Source organism: Pseudomonas sp. AC112, from assembly GCF_979253545.1.
Genome location: NZ_CEEDCM010000001.1, coordinates 3572541 through 3588227 on the forward strand (window position 1 = coordinate 3572541; position 15687 = coordinate 3588227).

A 15687-nucleotide genomic window follows, 5' to 3' on the forward strand; every position below is an offset into this window, starting at 1 on the left:
GCTATCGAGTAAAAATAATTCTCATTTAGTTCAGGATCACCAGCGCCGGGTATTCCGACAGCTTGGCCGAGGTGATGTGCGCCAGTGAACGCACCACGTCCAGGGGCTGGTCGAGGCGGTAATTGCCCGTGACGGCGACGCTGGCGAGTTGATCGTTGGTGTTGACGATCCAGCCAGGGTAATAGCGGCGCAGTTCGGCAAGCACTTCGCTCATGGGGCAGTTTTCGAAGATCAGCCGGCCTTCCACCCAGGCCAGGTCCTTGTTGGCGTCCAGCTTGGCGGGTTGGCCGAAGCCCTTGGGCCCGATGCGGATGCTTTCACCGGCGCGCAGGCGCACGCGGGCATCATCGAAGGTGTTGCTCAGGTCGACATCGCCGCGCTGCACTTGCACCTGCGCTTCGCCATTGAGGTAGCGCACGGCGAACGCGGTATCACGCACGCTGGCGCGCACGGGGCCGGCGTCGATTTCCAGGGGCAGGCCATGGTTGGGCACGATTTCAAAAAACGCCTCGCCCTGGTACAGGCGGGCGATGCGCTGGTGGTCCTTGATGCTGCTGGAAAACGCCGAGTTGGTGTTGAGCAACACTTTGGAGCCGTCGTCCAATTGCAGGCGCTGGCGTTCGCCCACCACGGTGAGGTGGTCGGCTTGCAGGCGTACCGGCAAATTGCTGAAGCTGAACAGGCCGATCAACAACACGGCGGCGGTGGCCAGTGGCTTCCAGTGCGGCTTGATCCGGCGCCAGGCGCTGGGTTTGCGTGGCACCGCCAGTGCGACGGCGGCGCTGTGCACCGGCGCGCCACCCCAGGCAGCCTGGGCCTTGCCGAAGGCGTGGACGTGGGCGGGGTCGCTGGCCAGCCAGGCTTCGAATTCGGCCTGTTGCCCGGGCTGCGGGCACTGCAGGGCGATCAGCCAGTCGAGGGCTTGGTCCATAGCCGTGTCTTGCAACACCTCATGAGCCAGCTCATGGGGGCGCAGTTTATTCGGGTCCGTCACGGTGTTCCTCGGGTCTTCGCCACGTTCTATTCAACATTCCTACAGCTTGGGTCGACGATTCTGTCGAGTGAAGCTTAAGGCCGATCCAGCCGTTCGGCCACACCTACACAGATGGCCATGATCAATTTCAGTTCCTTTTGCACCGTGCTCAAGGACACTTGGAGCTGATCGGCAATTTCCTGGTAACTGCAACCATGCAGGCGGCTGAGGATGAAAATCTGCTGTTGGCGGGCGCTCAACTGGCCGAGGCTGACGCTGAGGGCTTCAAGCATCTGCTCGGCCTGGGTGGCATCTTCGGGCGTGCTGATCGGGGCGGCGACGCTTTGCAGGACGTCCAGCGGGACATCTTCCTGCAGCGTACGAGCCTGGATCCGACGCGCACGCAGATGATCCAGCGCGAGGTTGCGCGCGGTTTGATAGACGAAGGGTTCAAGGTGATCGATCGGTCGCTCACTGAGGGCCCGGGTGACGCGCAGGTAGGTTTCCTGCAACAGGTCCTCGGCGGTGCTGTGGTTATTCACCATCCGCTGCAAGGTGCGAAGCAGAATCACCCGTTGGGTGAGAAAGACGTGGTTGAAGCGAGATTGGCTCACAGTGATACCAGACCGGTTTGCAGTTAATGATAATGCTTATCATCAACTCAAATGGCAAGTGACACGTTGCCCGGTGTCGCGAAACCTTGTAGGAGCCGGCTTGCCGGCGATAGCGCCGTGAGATCGCTATCGCTGGCAAGCCAGCTCCTACTTGGGCGAGGATTACTCGGCGTTGCACAGCGCCAGGCAGTTATCCAGCATGCGGTTGGAGAAGCCCCACTCGTTGTCGTACCAGGCCAGCACTTTGAGCAACTTGCCACTGACCTTGGTGTGATTGGCGTCGAAGATCGACGACAGCGGGTTGTGGTTGAAGTCACTGGAAACCAGCGGCAGGGTGTTGTAGCCGAGGATCTTCGAGTGCTGGCTGGCTTCTTTGAGCAGCGCGTTGACTTCTTCGGCAGTGGCTTCTTTCTTCAGTTGTACGGTGAGGTCAACCAGCGACACGTTGATCACCGGCACACGCACGGCCATGCCGGTCAGCTTGCCCGCCAATTCCGGCAGCACCAGGCCTACCGCTTCGGCGGCGCCGGTCTTGCTCGGGATCATGTTCTGGGTGGCCGAACGCGCGCGGTACGGGTCGGTGTGGTAGACGTCGGTCAGGTTCTGGTCGTTGGTGTAGGCGTGAATCGTGGTCATCAGGCCGCTTTCGATACCCAGCTCACGGTGCAGCACCTGGGCGACTGGCGCCAGGCAGTTGGTGGTGCACGAGGCGTTGGAGATGATCTGGTGGGACTGACGCAAAATGTCATGGTTTACGCCATAAACCACAGTGGCGTCCGCGCCCTTGGCCGGGGCCGAGATGATCACCTTGCGCGCGCCAGCGGTAATATGGGCGGCAGCCTTGTCACGGTCGGTGAACAGGCCGGTGCATTCGAACACCACGTCGATCTTGTGCGCGGCCCAAGGCAGGTCGGCGGGGTTGCGAATGGCACTGACGGCAATCCGGTCGCCATTGACGGTCAGGCTTTCCTGATCGTGAGCGACCTCTGCTTCGAAAGTGCCATGTACGGTGTCGTATTTGAGCAGGTGGGCATTGATCGAGCTGTCGCCCAGATCATTGATGGCGACGATCTGCAAATCCTGGCGGTAGCCTTGGGTATACAGTGCGCGCAGGACATTACGGCCGATACGGCCAAAACCATTGATTGCGATACGAAGAGTCATTGGAAAGTGCCTGTCGTCGATTTGTTGTAAGAATTACAAGATTATTCGCATAAAAATAGAAAACAAGCCTTTTTAGTGGCAATATTTTGTTCAATCTACAACGAGTGACCTGAATCAACTGGTCCGATGATCCAAACGACTCCCTGCCATCCCATGCGCTGCGGGCGTTTGATCAGCATAGACACTCAGGTCGCCACATCCGTTAGCCTGGAGTTCTACACATGCATCCCCGCGTCCTTGAGGTCACCGAACGGCTTATCGCCCGCAGCCGCGCCACCCGCGAGGCTTACCTTGCGCTCATTCGCGGCGCAGCCAGCGACGGTCCGATGCGCGGCAAGCTGCAATGCGCCAACTTCGCCCATGGCGTGGCCGGTTGCGGCACCGAAGACAAAAACAGCCTGCGCATGATGAATGCCGCCAACGTGGCAATTGTTTCTTCATATAACGACATGCTCTCGGCGCACCAGCCGTACGAACATTTCCCTGAACAGATCAAGAAAGCCCTGCGCGAAGTCGGCTCGGTCGGCCAGTTCGCCGGCGGCACCCCCGCCATGTGTGACGGCGTGACCCAGGGCGAACCTGGCATGGAGCTGAGCCTGCTCAGCCGTGAAGTGATTGCCATGTCCACAGCGGTAGCGCTGTCCCACAACATGTTCGACGCCGCGCTGATGCTAGGCATCTGCGACAAGATCGTCCCCGGCCTGATGATGGGCGCGCTGCGCTACGGCCACCTGCCGATGATCTTCGTACCGGGCGGCCCAATGCCGTCGGGTATCTCCAACAAACAGAAAGCCGACGTGCGCCAGCGCTACGCAGAAGGCAAGGCCACCCGCGAAGAGCTGCTGGAATCGGAGATGAAGTCCTACCACAGCCCTGGCACCTGCACCTTCTACGGCACCGCCAACACCAACCAATTGCTGATGGAAGTCATGGGCCTGCACTTGCCGGGCGCTTCGTTCGTCAACCCCTACACACCGCTGCGTGATGCCCTGACCCGCGAAGCCGCGCACCAGGTCACGCGCCTGACCAAGGCCAACGGCAACTTCACGCCGATCGGCGAGATCGTCGATGAGAAATCCATCGTCAACTCGATCATTGCCCTCAACGCCACGGGCGGGTCCACCAACCACACCCTGCACATGCCGGCCATCGCCATGTCGGCGGGCATTATCCTCACCTGGGACGACATGGCCGACCTTTCCGAGGTGGTGCCGACCCTGTCCCACGTGTATCCAAACGGCAAGGCCGACATCAACCACTTCCAGGCGGCGGGCGGCATGTCGTTCCTGATCCGCGAGCTGCTCGAAGCCGGCCTGCTCCACGAAGACGTCAACACGGTGGCCGGCAAGGGCCTGAGCCGTTACACCCAGGAACCCTTCCTGGTCGACGGCGAGCTGATCTGGCGCGACGGTCCCATCGAAAGCCTCGATGAAACCATCCTGCGGCCAGTGGCCCGTGCGTTCTCGCCGGAAGGTGGCTTGCGTGTGATGGAAGGCAACCTCGGTCGCGGCGTGATGAAAGTGTCTGCCGTAGCGCCGGAGCATCAAATTGTTGAAGCGCCGGCGGTGGTGTTCCAGGACCAGCAAGATCTGGCCGACGCGTTCAAGGCCGGTCAGTTGGAAAAAGACTTTGTTGCAGTGATGCGCTTCCAGGGGCCGCGCTCCAATGGCATGCCCGAATTGCACAAGATGACGCCGTTCCTCGGCGTGTTGCAGGACCGTGGCTTCAAAGTCGCACTGGTAACAGACGGGCGTATGTCCGGCGCGTCGGGTAAGATCCCCGCCGCGATCCACGTCAACCCCGAAGCCCAGAGCGGCGGGCCACTGGCGCGGGTGCGCGATGGCGATATCATTCGCGTGGATGGCGTGAAGGGCACCTTGGAGCTTAAGGTGGACGCCGACGAATTTGCGGCGCGCGCGCCTGCCACGGGCCTGTTGGGCAATAACGTGGGGGCCGGTCGCGAGCTGTTTGCATTTATGCGCTTGGCCGCAAGCTCTGCAGAGCAAGGCGCCAGCGCCTTTACCTCTGCCTTGGAGACGCTTAAGTGAAGCTTGCGCTGGTCGGTGATATCGGGGGTACCAACGCCCGTTTTGCGTTGTGGCGCGATCAGGAGCTGCATTCGATCCGTGTGCATGCCACGGTGGATCACACGAGTCCTGAAGAGGCGATCAAGGTCTACCTCAAAGAGGAAGGCCTGGAAATCGGCGACATCGGTGCGGTGTGCCTGTCGGTGGCCGGGCCGGTAAGCGGCGATGAATTTAAATTCACCAACAATCACTGGCGCCTGAGCAAGACTGCGTTTTGCAAGACGTTGCAGGTCGATGAACTGCTGCTGGTCAATGACTTCTCGGCCATGGCCTTGGGCATGACCCGCCTCAAGCCCGATGAATTCCGCGTGGTCTGCGCGGGCACGCCGGAGCCGTTGCGTCCGGCGGTGGTGATCGGCCCAGGCACTGGCCTGGGTGTCGGGACGCTGCTGGACCTCGGTGCTGGCCGCTTTGCGGCGCTACCGGGGGAGGGCGGGCATGTCGACCTGCCCCTGAGCAGCCCGCGGGAAACCCAGCTGTGGCAGCACATTTACACTGAGATCGGCCATGTCAGCGCCGAGACCGCGCTGAGCGGTGGTGGGCTGCCCCGTTTGTACCGCGCCATTTGTGCGGTCGACGGGCACACCCCGGTACTGGACACGCCCGAAGCCATTACGGCTGCCGGACTGGCCGGCGACCCGATCGCGATGGAAGTCCTGGACCAGTTCAGCATCTGGCTGGGCCGCGTTGCCGGCAACAATGTACTGACCACTGGTGGACGCGGTGGCGTGTACATCGTGGGCGGGGTGATACCGAGGTTTGCCGACTTCTTTATCAACAGCGGCTTTGCCAAGAGCTTCAGCGACAAAGGCTGCATGAGCGACTACTTCAAAGGTATTCCGGTGTGGTTGGTGACCGCGCCGTATTCCGGGTTGACCGGGGCTGGGGTGGCGCTCGAACAGGCCTTTGCGTAGTGAGTTATGGCCCCTTCGCGAGCAAGCCCGCTCCCACATTCGATCGCATTCCAATGTTGGAATGCAGGCAAATGTGGGAGCGGGCTTGCTCGCGAAGGGGGCCTCAAGGGCAACAAATGACTTAAGCTTGGCCATAACAACAAGGAGGACCCCGTGAGCGTAATCAGTAAATCGATTCTCCTCGTCGACGACGACCAGGAAATCCGCGAATTGCTGCAGACCTACCTCAGTCGCGCCGGTTTCCAGGTACGTGGCGTGCCGGATGGCGCGGGGTTCCGCCAGGCGATGAACGAGGCGCCGTGCGACCTTGTCATCCTCGATGTGATGTTGCCGGACGAAGACGGTTTCAGCCTTTGCCGCTGGATCCGCCAACACCCGCGCCAGGCGCAGGTGCCGATCATCATGCTCACTGCCAGTTCCGACGAGGCCGACCGCGTGATTGGCTTGGAACTGGGCGCCGACGACTACATCGGCAAGCCGTTCAGCCCCCGCGAGTTGCAGGCGCGGATCAAGGCCCTGTTGCGTCGCTGCCAGTTTGGCCAGGAACGCAGCAGTGGGGGCGACGTGTTGGTGTTCGATGAATGGCGCCTGGATATGATCAGCCACCGGCTGTTCCATGTAGACGGCGAAGAAGTGATCCTCTCCGGCGCCGATTTTGCCCTGCTCAAATTATTTCTCGACCACCCGCAACAGATCCTCGACCGCGACACTATCGGCAATGCTACCCGTGGTCGCGACCTGATGCCGCTGGACCGTATCGTCGACATGGCCGTCAGCCGCCTGCGCCAACGCCTGCGCGATACCGAAAAGCCCCCTCGGCTGATCCGCACGGTGCGCGGCAGTGGTTATCAACTGGCAGCCAGCGTGGTTGCCGGCAATGCCCACTGAACACCTGACCGAGCACCGCCGTCGCTTTCCGGTGCCGCGCTCGTTGCTGGGACGCATGCTGATGCTGACGCTGCTGGCCGTGTTGTTTGCCCAGGCGCTGTCCAGCGTGATCTGGGTGTCGCAGTTGCGCGCCACCCAGCTCGAAGGCCTGGTCACCAGCGCCCGTAGCCTGGCGCATTCGATGACGGCCAGCGTGAGTTATTTCCGTTCATTGCCGGTGGCCTATCGGCCGTTGGTGCTGGACCAATTGCGCAGCATGGGCGGCACCCGGTTTGTCGTGACCCTCAATGATCGCCCGCTGGACATGCAGGTATTACCTGAAACGCCACGCAAACAGGCGGTACTGGTCGCGGTGGACGAAGTGCTGCGCCAGACCCTGGGTGCCGACGTGCACATCTCGGTGGAGTTCGTCAGCGCCGAAGACCTGCGGATCTTCAATGCCGGGCTCAAACTCGATGAGCTGCCACGCTCTTGGGCCCATTATGCGTTGACCCTGGAACCGGTGAACCCACCGGTATTGGTCACCCAGATCCAGCTTGCCCCCGGCGAATGGCTGTACATCGCCTCGCTGTTGCCCGAGCCCTATACCAGTCTTGAAGAGCAGGGCCTGCCATCCCAGCAAGTGTGGTTCATCGTGCTCACCAGCGGTTTCCTGCTGCTGTTCATCGGTTTGCTGGTGCACTGGCAGAGCCGGCCGCTCAAGCGCCTGGCGCGGGCGGCGCGGGATATGTCCCTGGGCGCCGATGTAGAACCGGTGGCCGAAGGCGGTGGCAGTGAAGTGGTGGAAGTGGGCCGCGCCTTTAATGCGATGCGCGAACGCATCAGCCGTTACCTGACCGAACGCAGCCAGTTGTTCAGCGCGATTTCCCACGACTTGCGCACGCCCATCACCCGTCTGCGCCTGCGTGTGGAATTGCTGGAAGACGAGAACCTGCAAGCCAAATTCGGCCGTGACCTGGATGAGTTGGAGTTGCTGGTCAAAGGTGCGCTGCAATGCGTGAAAGACACCGACATCCACGAGAACATCCAGCCTGTGGATCTCAACCACGTACTCGAATGCCTGGTGGAACCTTACCTGGCGCCCAACGGCAATGGCCGCGTGACCCTCGATGGCGCGGCGCTGGCGGCTTACCCGGGCAAACCGCTGGCGCTCAAGCGTTGCATCGGCAACCTGATCGACAACGCCTTGAAGTATGGGCAGAACGCGCATTTACATATCGAAGATGATGGCGCGCAGTTCATCCTGCATGTGGATGACGAAGGCCCCGGTGTGCCGGAGCAGCGTCTTGAGCAGGTGTTCGAACCGCACTTCCGCCTGGCCGGGCAGCAACAGGGCTACGGCCTGGGATTGGGGATTGCGCGCAACATTGCCCATAGCCATGGCGGTGAAGTGAGTTTGCAGAATTTGCGCGAGGGTGGTTTGCGAGTCACCTTGCAACTACCTCGAACCCTGGATTAATCACGACTCCCTTGTAGGAGCCCGGCTTGCCGGCGATGGCGATCTCAAGGGCGCCATCGCCGGCAAGCCGGGCTCCTACAAGTTAGGCGGTGGTCAGATGCTTTGGCGCAATCGGGCCAGGTCTCTCAGCGGCGGCGCGCCGAACAACCGGCTGTATTCCCGACTGAACTGCGACGGGCTTTCATACCCCACCCGATACCCGGCCGCCGACGCTTCCAGCCCTTCGGCAATCATCAATCGCCGCGCTTCCTGCAGGCGCAGTTGCTTCTGGTATTGCAGCGGGCTCATGGCGGTGATCGCCTTGAAACGGTGGTGCAGGGTCGAGACGCTGAGGTTGACTTCCTTGGCCAGGTCATCGATGCGCAGCGGTTGTTCGTAGTTGCCATTGAGCCACTTGATCGCCTGGCTGACGCGGTGGCTCTGACTGTTGGCCACGGCAATTTCGTATAGCCGATAACCCTGCGGGCCGCGCAACAGGCGATAAAGAATTTCGCGGTTGATCAGGGGCGCGAGCATGGCGATGTCTTTGGGCGTATCGAGCAGGCGCGCCAGGCGCAGCACCGCGTCGAGCAATTGGTTGTCGATGCGGTCGACGTACATGCCACGTGACGTCGGTCGTGACGGCACGCCCATTGGGCCTGCCTCGGCGATCAAGGCCGTCAGTTGCGCCGGGTCGATATTGATGCGCACCGACAGGTTCGGGTCCTCCGGCGTGGCCTCGATGATCCGGCCGGCCACCGGCATGGCGACCGAGAACACCAAGTAGTTGAGTGGGTCGTAGGCGAAGATTTCATCCGCCAGGCGCACTTCCTTGCTGCCGCTGGCAAGAATGCACAGGGCTGGCTCGACCAGTACCGGCATGAAATCGCGCGGTGTGTTGTGGCGGTTCAGGTACAAGGTCGTGATCGCCGTGCCATAGGAACCGTCTTCCCAGGTATGGCGATGCACGATGCCGGCAAGCTCCGCGCGTTGCTTTTCCATTTCGGCATCGAGGGGAATGGACTTGGTTTCGGGCGACGGCATGGGGCGTCCTCTACACACTTTTTTGATGGGCTCAGCTTAGCGGTGGCGGTTAGAGAGTGTTATGTCGATTCTGCACAATCCTTGCCTGATCCTGCGACACATCGTGAATCAGGCAAGCACCGGGCCTGTCATCTCCGTGAAACAAGGCGTTTGCCGGTGGAATAAAACCGGTGGCCGAACGTCCTGTCTACGCTATTCGCAGGATTGTGCAATAAGCCGGCAGGAATCGACTAACCGCGTCCATACCCGCGCCGTTATCTTTGATCCTGTGGCAACACGCCCTCACAGTGCTTGCCGAGCATCACTTCTCAACGGGAGAGTCGAACATGTCCACCCCCATTCCCGCGAGCCATATGGCCTTTATCCGCGCCCGCACCGGGTGCAGCACCGAACTCGGTGCACGCTTGAGCAGTTTGATCGAACCGGGCCGTCAGGCTCAGGGTTGCCTGCAATTCTCGTTGCAGCATTCCCAGGTCGATCCCGATGTCTGGTTGATCTCCGGCTTCTGGAGCAGCGAGCAGGCGATGAGCGCCTACTTCAACTCTCCAGCGCTGATGATCTTCACCGAGTTGTTGAACGACATGGTCGTGCGCAGCATGGACTTCCAGACCTTCACCGACGCATCCGCCGCCAATGCCTACGGCGAGTACCTGCAACTCGCCGGCTGATCAGGTTTAGAATGGCCGACTTTCCATTGGCCAGGACCTGCAACATGGCACGTAAACAATTTGCCCACCACGAAGCCGTTTCCGCGGTAGTGCCGGGGGAGGGTGGCTACAGCGCCGCCGTCGCCGTCAAGGCACTGGATGGCATGGGCGCACCGCAGTTTCACAAGATCCTTGATGGACAAAAGTTCAAGACCGCCTCCGATGCCGACGATGCGGCGACCCTGCAGCTTGATTGCTTGGTCGATGTGGATGAAGACGGTCAACTTTCTTGGGCCACTGCTGCCAACTAAAGAACGCTGCTGATTCAAATGTGGGAGCGGGCTTGCTCGCGAATGCGGCGTGTCAGTCGATACGGCTGTGACTGATCCACCGCTTTCGCGAGCAAGCCCGCTCCCACAGGTTTATTGCCTTTCAGTTAGCGTGGTGTTGCACCTGGGCGATACATCTTGAACAGGGCTTCGGGGCCCAGTTGGAAGTAATCCGCCGGGCCGCCACCGCGCAGGATCGGCTCGGCGGCGGCAGTGTCGTAGACCCCATCCTTGAGCAGCCACTTGGCAATGTGCACCGCGACCACCTCGCCCAACACCAGCCAGCTAGGCACCAATGCCGTGTCGGCGCGCTGAAGCTGGATGATCTGCGTGACCTTGCACTCGAACGACACCGGGCTCTCGCCCACCCGTGGTACGCCAACGATCTTCGACGCCACCGGCGTCAGGCCGGACAGCTCGAACTCGTTGACCTCGGGGGAAACGGCGGCGCAACTCTGGTTCATCTGCTCGGCCAGCGGGCGGGTGGCCAGGTTCCAGACAAACTCGCCGGTCTGTTCGATGTTGTTCAGGCTGTCTTTGCGCCCGACACTGGAAAACCCAATGATCGGCGGAATGTAGTTGAACGCATTAAAGAAACTGTAGGGCGCCAGGTTCAGGCGGCCTTCGCTGTCGTGGGACGAAATCCAGCCGATCGGACGCGGCCCGACAATGGCATTGAACGGGTCATGCGGCAGGCCGTGGCCGTTGGCGGGTTCGTAGAAATGGATATCGTCGGACATGGCCTTTGCTCTCGGTTTCGGGACCAGCATCATACCCAATGTGGGAGCGGGCTTGCCCGCGAATACGGTGGTTCAGTCTCTACAATCGTTGACTGACACACCGCTTTCGCGGGCAAGCCCGCTCCCACATTTTGAACTGCGTTCAACGGTTAGTCGGTGGTGATCCGCGAGTGCTTGCGCGTGTCCTTCATGGTCACGTAGACCACCAGCGACACCGCAATACACGCCGTCACATACCAGTAGTAGCCGGTTTCCATGCCGATGCTCTTGAACCATAGCGCGATGTATTCAGCAGTACCGCCAAAGATCGAGACGGTCAGGGCATACGGCAGGCCCACGCCCAGGGCGCGGATTTCGGTCGGGAACAGTTCGGCTTTCACCACGGCGTTGATCGAGGTGTAGCCGCTGACGATGATCAGCGCCGCCATGATCAGGAAGAACGCGCCCCACCAGCTCTGGATGGTGTGCAGGGTGGTGAGGATCGGCACGGTGAACAGGGTGCCGAGGATGCCGAAGGCGATCAGGATCGGCCGACGACCGACTTTATCCGACAGCCCACCGATGATCGGTTGCAGGCACATGAACAGGAACAGCGTCGCCGCCGAGATGGTGGTGGAGTCGGAAATGCTCATGCCGACGGTGTTCACCAGGTATTTCTGCATGTAGGTGGTGTAGGTGTAGAACGCCAGCGTACCGCCCATGGTCAGGCCGACCACGGTCAGCAGTTCCTTGGGATGGCGCATCAAGGTGCGCATCGCGCTTTCCTTGGCTTTTTCCTTCTTGGTGAACGACTCGGTTTCTTCCATGCCGCGACGCAGGTACAGCGCAACCACTGCGCACAGGGCACCGATGGCAAACGGGATACGCCAGCCCCAGGCATACAGCTGCTCGGTGGTGAGCAATTGTTGCAGCACGATCAATACGCCCAGGGCGATGAGCTGGCCAGAGATCAGGGTTACGTATTGGAAGCTGGAATAGAAACCACGGCGTTCCTTGGTTGCCATCTCACTGAGGTAGGTGGCGGAGGTGCCATATTCACCGCCGACCGACAGGCCCTGCAGCAAACGGGCAAATACCAGCAAGACCGGTGCGCCGATACCAATGGCTTCATAGCCAGGGCTCAGGGCGATCAGCAACGAGCCGAAGCACATCAGGTAGACGGAGGCCATCAAGGCCTTTTTACGCCCGACTTTGTCAGCGTACAGGCCCATCAGCCAGCCACCGATCGGGCGCATCAGGAAGCCGACGGCAAAGATCGCGGCGGTGTTGAGCAGTTGGGCGGTGGTGTCGCCTTTCGGGAAGAAGGTTTTTGCGAAGTACAACGAGAAGGCGGCGTAGACGTACCAGTCGTACCACTCGACCATGTTGCCGACGGAACCACTGAAAATCGATTTGATACGGCTGGAGGTGGTGCGTTCTTTCGCCGGCGCGGCCGCCGACCCCAGAGGCAAGGTGTTGGAGTTATCCATTGAAGGATCCTTCATCTAGTTGTTTTTATGGAGCGTGCTTGAGCACTGCCTGGCTGGGGCTATAGCAGGAGCTGTGCCAGGTGGATGAAGGCCCGGTCTAGAGGGGTTAGAGGATTTTTTTGAGCGGAAAGCCGCTGATGATTTTCGATGGGTGAGCGGAAATCCGCTTATTGGCGCGGGCGCGCACTGCCCATTGTAGGAGCTGGCTTGCCAGCGATGGCGTCCTCAAGTACGCCATCGCTGGCAAGCCGGGTCCTACAGGAAGGTCTCCCGCACGAGCCCATGGCGCTGCATCTTTTCATTGAAGGTACGGCGTGGCAGTTGCAGCTCGGCCAATACGGCCTTGATATCGCCCTTGTGCCGGGTCAACGCCGCTTTCAGGCAGTGAGCCTCGAAGGCCTCCTGCTGCGCCGCCAGGGACTGCCCGGCCTCGATGCCTTCCGGTTCCGGTTCGCCAAGTCCCAGCACCTGGCGTTCGGCGACGTTGGCCAGTTCACGCACGTTGCCTGGCCAGTCATGGCTGAGCAGGCGCCCCAGTTGCGCGCCGCTCAGGGGCTCAACGCTGCGGCCCAGGCGTTCGGCAGCACTCTGAGCAAAATGGTCGAACAGCAGGGGGATATCTTCGCGACGGTCACGCAAGGGCGGCAGGCGCAGTTGCGCGACGTTCAAGCGATAGGCCAGGTCTTCGCGAAAACGCCCGGCGCGGGCCTCTTCCAGCAGGTCCGGCTTGGTGGCGGCGATGATGCGCAGGTCCACGTGGATACTTTGGTTGGAGCCCAGCCGCTCCAGTTTCTGTTCCTGCAGCACGCGCAGCAATTTCACTTGCTGGGCCAGGGGCATGCTTTCGATTTCGTCCAGGAACAGCGTGCCACCGTGGGCGTATTCCAGTTTACCGATGCGCTTGCCCTGGGCGCCGGTGAACGCGCCGCTTTCATGGCCGAACAGCTCGGCCTCAAACAGTTGCTCGGGGATCGCAGCACAGTTGAGCGCCACAAAAGGCTTCTTCGCCCGCGGGCCGAAATCATGCAGGCAGCGGGCGACGAGCTCCTTGCCGCTGCCGGTCTCTCCACGGATCAGCACGTTGACCGGCAGGCTCGCCAGGTCCAGCACCTGGCGGCGCAAGGTGTGCAAACCCCGGGACACGCCCAACAGCGTCGATTCCAGCTGTGCCCGATGGTCGGCCTGCTGATGCAGGCGGCGGTTTTCGAGGATCAAGCCACGCTTGTCCAGGGCACGGCGCAAGCTGTTGAGCAGGGCGTCGGGGCTGAAGGGTTTTTCCAGGAAATCATAGGCACCGTCGCGCATGGCTTCGACGGCCATCGGCACATCGCCATGGCCGGTGAGCAGGATCACCGGCAAATCAGCATCGCGGCGCTGCACTTCGGCCAACAGCTCCAGGCCGCTGAGACCGGGCATGCGCACATCGCTCAAGATGACCCCGGGAAAATCCTTGGGCAGTTGCGCCAGGCACGCCTCGGCGCGGCTGAACAACTGCACCTCAAACCCGGACAAGCTCAACCATTGTTCGACAGCCGTACGAATGCTGGCTTCGTCATCGACCACAATCACCGCGTTCAACATAGGTCGGGCGTCTCCAGCGCGATAGGCAGGGTCAGGCTAAACACCGCGCCGTCGCCACGGTTGCCGGCGATCAGGCGTCCGCCCAATTCGTGCACGATAGCGTACGACACCGCCAGCCCCAAGCCGAGCCCGTCGCCCACGGGCTTGGTGGTGAAGAACGGGTCGAACACGCTATTCAAATGCTCCTCGGCAATCCCGCCGCCGCTGTCGCTGACGGTGAGTTGCCACAGCTGTTGATCGGCATGCAGGCGGATTTCCAGGCGTTTGCGCGGCTTGTCGGCCATGGCGTCCAGCGCATTGCGCAGCAGGTTGATCAACACCTGCTCCAGGCGGATTGCATCACCGCGCACCCAGGCAGGGCGGGTCAGGTCGAGCACCACGCCGATGGCTTCATCACGCAAGCGCGCGTCGAGCAGGTGCAAGGATTGATCGACCACCGTGGCCAGGTCCAGGCGTTCACGCAGGCCACTCGGGCTCTTGCGCGCGAAGGTCTTGAGGTGGCCGGTGAGTGCGGCCATGCGCGTGAGCATGTCGTCCAGTGGCGTGAGCGCCTGGTAAGCGTCGTCGACGCGACCGTGATCCAGCAGCAGGCGCAGCGTGGCCAGCTGCATGCGCTGGGCAGTGAGTGGCTGATTGATTTCGTGGGCGAGGGCCGCAGACATCTGCCCCAGCGCTGCCAGCTTGGCCGATTGCACCAGGCCATCCTGGGCGGTGCGCAGCGCCTGGGTGCGTTCTTCCACCAGTTGTTCGAGTTCTTCGCGACTGCGCTGGCGCAAGCGGGCCAGGCGCCAGCGTTGGGTCAGGAACAGCACCAGGAACACCAGCGCCAGCCAGGATCCGGCGGCGGCCAGGCCAGCGTTGCGCTGATCCTCAAAGGCGAATTGCGGCTTGCGCAGCAGGTGCAGGGTCCAGCCTTCGGCTTTGAGTGGCAGGGATTCCCAGATGTAGTTGGCGCTGCCATCGGGGCCGTTGACGCGCATCAGGTGACTGTTTTCGTCAAAACGCCGTAGGACCTTAGTCTCCAGCGGTTGCAGTTGTTTTTTGTCGTATTGGCGCGTGGCCTTCAATTCGGCGAGGTCGCTGGCCGACAACGGCCGCAGGTTGCGATAACGCCAACCCGGTTGATTGGCGATAAACACGATGCCACGTGCATCGCTGACCAGCAGCAGGTCATTGCCCTGGGCCCACTCGCGCTCAAGCTCGGGGAACTCCAGCTTGACGACCATGGCGCCGAGGAACTGTTCGCGTTCATCCAGCACTGCGCTCGAAAGGAAGTAACCGGGGATGCCGGTGGTCACACCCACTGCATAAAACCGCCCGGTGCCCTGGCTCAAGGTCTGGCTGAAGTAGGGCCGGAACGCGTAGTTATGTCCCACATAACTGCTCGGCAGGTTCCAATTGCTGGCGGCCACGGCCAGGCCGGTGCGGTCCATCAGTTCCAGGGTGGAGGATTGCGCGGCGCCGTTGATGCGTTCCAGCTTGCGGTTGAGCAGGTCCTGGGTGGTTGCGTCCAGCGGGCCCTTCAAGGCATTGATCATTTCCGAGTCCAAGGCCAGCACGGCGGGCAGGGCGCGGTAACGTTCGATCAGGGTGTGCAGGGAGTTGCCATACAGCGTGAGCTGCTGATTGGCGCGGGCAGCATCGTCTACCAGGGCCTGGCGTTCGGCATGGCGCGTGGCCAAGGCCGCGGCCAGTAGCGCGCCAGCGATGATCAGCAGGGAATAGAAGGTCAGGCGCAGTGGGCGAGGGATGACGATCATACGGTGATGGGCAGGCACGGTAAGGGAGTGCACCATACC

The 15687-nt window shown here is 61.4% G+C and carries 14 protein-coding genes; 6 read left to right on the forward strand and 8 right to left on the reverse strand.

All coding sequences use genetic code 11. From position 1 onward, the window contains the following. Nucleotides 1–25: 25 nt before the first annotated feature. The 3 genes from AC0IYN_RS16465 to gap form a co-directional block, all read right to left on the reverse strand. Nucleotides 26–994: a FecR family protein gene (locus tag AC0IYN_RS16465; protein WP_406599938.1), complete on the reverse strand. Its 969-nt coding sequence runs from the start codon at nucleotides 992–994 to the stop codon at nucleotides 26–28. A gap of 74 nt (nucleotides 995–1068) precedes the next feature. Further along, complete coding sequence (locus AC0IYN_RS16470; RefSeq protein WP_314567128.1) at nucleotides 1069–1587, reverse strand: RNA polymerase sigma factor; 519 nt, start codon at nucleotides 1585–1587, stop codon at nucleotides 1069–1071. 162 nt (nucleotides 1588–1749) lie between these two features. Further along, nucleotides 1750–2751, reverse strand: a complete 1002-nt coding sequence (gene gap / locus AC0IYN_RS16475) for a type I glyceraldehyde-3-phosphate dehydrogenase (protein ID WP_015885658.1) — start codon at nucleotides 2749–2751, stop codon at nucleotides 1750–1752. Nucleotides 2752–2972: 221 nt separating this feature from the next. On the opposite strand from gap, the gene edd reads away from it, so the two are divergent. From edd to AC0IYN_RS16495, 4 genes are all read left to right on the forward strand, one after another. Next, nucleotides 2973–4799: a phosphogluconate dehydratase gene (edd, locus tag AC0IYN_RS16480; protein WP_471842332.1), complete on the forward strand. Its 1827-nt coding sequence runs from the start codon at nucleotides 2973–2975 to the stop codon at nucleotides 4797–4799. Further along, nucleotides 4796–5752, forward strand: a complete 957-nt coding sequence (locus AC0IYN_RS16485) for a glucokinase (RefSeq protein WP_471842333.1) — start codon at nucleotides 4796–4798, stop codon at nucleotides 5750–5752. Before edd ends, AC0IYN_RS16485 begins: the two co-directional genes overlap by 4 nt. Before the next feature lie 153 nt (nucleotides 5753–5905). Next, entirely contained in the window at nucleotides 5906–6640 is a 735-nt protein-coding gene (locus AC0IYN_RS16490) for a response regulator (RefSeq protein WP_015885655.1), read from the forward strand. Then, nucleotides 6630–8099, forward strand: a complete 1470-nt coding sequence (locus tag AC0IYN_RS16495) for an ATP-binding protein (RefSeq protein WP_457240352.1) — start codon at nucleotides 6630–6632, stop codon at nucleotides 8097–8099. Before AC0IYN_RS16490 ends, AC0IYN_RS16495 begins: the two co-directional genes overlap by 11 nt. 93 nt (nucleotides 8100–8192) lie before the next feature. Here the strand turns inward: AC0IYN_RS16495 and AC0IYN_RS16500 are convergent, their stop codons facing one another. Beyond that, complete coding sequence (locus AC0IYN_RS16500; protein ID WP_078050038.1) at nucleotides 8193–9122, reverse strand: AraC family transcriptional regulator; 930 nt, start codon at nucleotides 9120–9122, stop codon at nucleotides 8193–8195. Nucleotides 9123–9448: 326 nt separating this feature from the next. Here AC0IYN_RS16500 and AC0IYN_RS16505 point away from each other — a divergent pair, with 326 nt between their 5' ends. Further along, complete coding sequence (locus AC0IYN_RS16505) at nucleotides 9449–9790, forward strand: antibiotic biosynthesis monooxygenase family protein (protein WP_065925866.1); 342 nt, start codon at nucleotides 9449–9451, stop codon at nucleotides 9788–9790. Between the two features lie 11 nt (nucleotides 9791–9801). Beyond that, entirely contained in the window at nucleotides 9802–10080 is a 279-nt protein-coding gene (locus AC0IYN_RS16510; protein WP_471842334.1) for a hypothetical protein, read from the forward strand. 125 nt (nucleotides 10081–10205) lie between these two features. On the opposite strand, the gene AC0IYN_RS16515 is transcribed toward AC0IYN_RS16510, so the two are convergent. From AC0IYN_RS16515 to AC0IYN_RS16530, 4 genes are all read right to left on the reverse strand, one after another. Next, complete coding sequence (locus AC0IYN_RS16515; protein WP_457268057.1) at nucleotides 10206–10838, reverse strand: flavin reductase family protein; 633 nt, start codon at nucleotides 10836–10838, stop codon at nucleotides 10206–10208. Between the two features lie 149 nt (nucleotides 10839–10987). Further along, complete coding sequence (locus AC0IYN_RS16520; RefSeq protein WP_406598848.1) at nucleotides 10988–12307, reverse strand: MFS transporter; 1320 nt, start codon at nucleotides 12305–12307, stop codon at nucleotides 10988–10990. A 255-nt stretch (nucleotides 12308–12562) separates the two neighbouring features. Then, nucleotides 12563–13888 carry a sigma-54-dependent transcriptional regulator gene (locus tag AC0IYN_RS16525; protein WP_100492209.1) on the reverse strand — a complete coding sequence of 442 codons (1326 nt, stop codon included), beginning with the start codon at nucleotides 13886–13888 and terminating at the stop codon, nucleotides 12563–12565. After that, nucleotides 13882–15648, reverse strand: a complete 1767-nt coding sequence (locus AC0IYN_RS16530) for an ATP-binding protein (protein ID WP_406598851.1) — start codon at nucleotides 15646–15648, stop codon at nucleotides 13882–13884. Before AC0IYN_RS16530 ends, AC0IYN_RS16525 begins: the two co-directional genes overlap by 7 nt. Nucleotides 15649–15687: the final 39 nt, after the last annotated feature.

Excerpts from the sequence above, each read along its gene's own strand:
- gap (WP_015885658.1), bottom strand. The coding sequence starts at position 2,751 with ATGACTCTTCGTATCGCAATCAATGGTTTTGGCCGTATCGGCCGTAAT.
- AC0IYN_RS16500 (WP_078050038.1), bottom strand. The coding sequence starts at position 9,122 with ATGCCGTCGCCCGAAACCAAGTCCATTCCCCTCGATGCCGAAATGGAA.
- AC0IYN_RS16495 (WP_457240352.1), top strand. The coding sequence starts at position 6,630 with ATGCCCACTGAACACCTGACCGAGCACCGCCGTCGCTTTCCGGTGCCG.
- AC0IYN_RS16515 (WP_457268057.1), bottom strand. The coding sequence starts at position 10,838 with ATGTCCGACGATATCCATTTCTACGAACCCGCCAACGGCCACGGCCTG.
- AC0IYN_RS16530 (WP_406598851.1), bottom strand. The coding sequence starts at position 15,648 with ATGATCGTCATCCCTCGCCCACTGCGCCTGACCTTCTATTCCCTGCTG.
- AC0IYN_RS16525 (WP_100492209.1), bottom strand. The coding sequence starts at position 13,888 with ATGTTGAACGCGGTGATTGTGGTCGATGACGAAGCCAGCATTCGTACG.
- AC0IYN_RS16505 (WP_065925866.1), top strand. The coding sequence starts at position 9,449 with ATGTCCACCCCCATTCCCGCGAGCCATATGGCCTTTATCCGCGCCCGC.
- AC0IYN_RS16510 (WP_471842334.1), top strand. The coding sequence starts at position 9,802 with ATGGCCGACTTTCCATTGGCCAGGACCTGCAACATGGCACGTAAACAA.
- AC0IYN_RS16520 (WP_406598848.1), bottom strand. The coding sequence starts at position 12,307 with ATGGATAACTCCAACACCTTGCCTCTGGGGTCGGCGGCCGCGCCGGCG.
- edd (WP_471842332.1), top strand. The coding sequence starts at position 2,973 with ATGCATCCCCGCGTCCTTGAGGTCACCGAACGGCTTATCGCCCGCAGC.